We start from the raw sequence: 1,667 nt of genomic DNA, 5'->3' as shown, positions 1-1,667 counted from the left end.
TAGCACATTGGGAAGCGCTGGTTCGGGAGCCGCTATGGCCCTGATGAAGACAAGGCCGCGTAGCGGCCGCAGACTTCATCAGGGCAAGCCATGGCCGGTCAGCAGGTATCTAAAGTGAGGTTGTCGAGACAACACTTTGGAGGCCGACCGACCATGACCAAGCTCACCTCTACGCCTGCCGGCGCCGTGCTGGTAGCCATCGACATGTCCAAGAGCCGACAGGAGGTTCTCATCGAGCGACCGGAAGGCGGCCGGCGCCGGCGGATGACCGTCATGGCGACCAGGCAGGACTATGACGGCTTTGCCGAGCAACTCGCTGCTATCGGGCGCCCTATCATCGTCGGGTTCGAGGCGACGGGTAATTACCATCGTACGCTGGCGCACCGGCTGCTGACGGCAGGGTTCGAGCTGCGCCTCATCTCGTCGGTCGCGCTCGCCAGAACGCGCGAGGCGCTGCACAACGGCTGGGACAAGAACGACTCCAAGGACGCGCAGGTCATCCTGCACATGCTGCGGATCGGTGCGACGCAGCGCTACGTCGACCCGCTGGTGGCCGGAATCAACGACCTGCAGGAGCTCTCGAAGACTCACGAGACGATCTCAAGGATGAAGACGCAGACCTGGCATCGGATCCTGACCCACTACCTGCCGCTGTACTTCCCCGAGATCGCCCGCTTCGCAGGCAACAGCCGGTCCGACTGGTTCCTGGCGCTCATCGAGCGGTTTCCGACGCCGGCCACCATCACGGCGCTGGACCGCGAGGCGTTCTCGGCCGCGGCATGGCCGCTCATCGGCCGCAAGGTCTCCAAGGCACGCCTCATCAACGACATCTACGAGACGGCGTCCGCCTCGACGGCACTGCCGGTGCCGGAGAACTCAGCCGCCATCACCATGTTCCGCATGGTCATCGCGCAGGGCCGCAGCCTCATCCACCAGCGAGACGAGATCGAGCGGCTGGCCCATGCGCGGCTCGCCGATGACGTCGACTACCAGCTGCTGCGCAACATTCCGGGCATCGGTCCGATCAACGCGCTGACCATCCTGGCCGAGGCCGGTGATCTGCGGCGCTTCAACCATCATCGTCAGTTCCTGAAGTTCTGCGGTCTCGATCTCGCAACGTGTCAGTCAGGCACGTTCCGTGGCCGCACGAAGCTGTCCAAGTACGGCAATGCGCGCCTGCGCCGGACCTTCTGGATGGCTGCCCAGGTCGCCGCGCGTCAGCGCGACAACAGCTTCCGCGACAAGCTCGGACGATATGTCGCCGGGCACGCGGACGATGCCGACCGTCGCCGCAAGGCGATGACGGCGCTCACCGCCAAGATGGCGCGCGTGGCTCACGCCGTCATCAAGACGGGGACAGAGTACCGGCCGTTCCTCGAACGGTCGGATGCCAGGTGGAAGGACCCCTCTCTGCAAGTGCCGTGAGGGCGCTCGTCGAGCGACCCTGTAGATAATGTTCGGGCCTTCCACCTGGGTGCGTATCTCGTTTTAAGGATGGTGAGGACCACGGCCGCCTCGGCGCTGCTGGATCCTGTGTTTGCTATGGCAGGGAGCGATCCCGTTGACGGTGGGAGCCATCTGGCTCAGATTGCATGCCGCGCCGACGGTTGTCGGCGCATGGATATCTGCTGGCCAAAACCCGCCGCTGCTTCCCGACATAGGACGTT

The 1,667-nt window shown here is 64.4% G+C and carries 1 pseudogene; it reads left to right on the top strand.

Annotated features, from left to right (window positions below):
* Positions 1-153 precede the first annotated feature (153 nt).
* Positions 154-1,450: pseudogene (locus tag MF610_RS18960) on the top strand (IS110 family RNA-guided transposase).
* Positions 1,451-1,667: the final 217 nt, after the last annotated feature.

It is taken from the genome of Sphingomonas hankookensis (assembly GCF_022664465.1).
GTDB classification, from domain to species: domain Bacteria; phylum Pseudomonadota; class Alphaproteobacteria; order Sphingomonadales; family Sphingomonadaceae; genus Sphingomonas; species Sphingomonas hankookensis.
The sequence above is the reverse complement of the archived record's forward strand: the minus strand, read 5'-3'. Positions and strand labels throughout refer to the sequence as shown.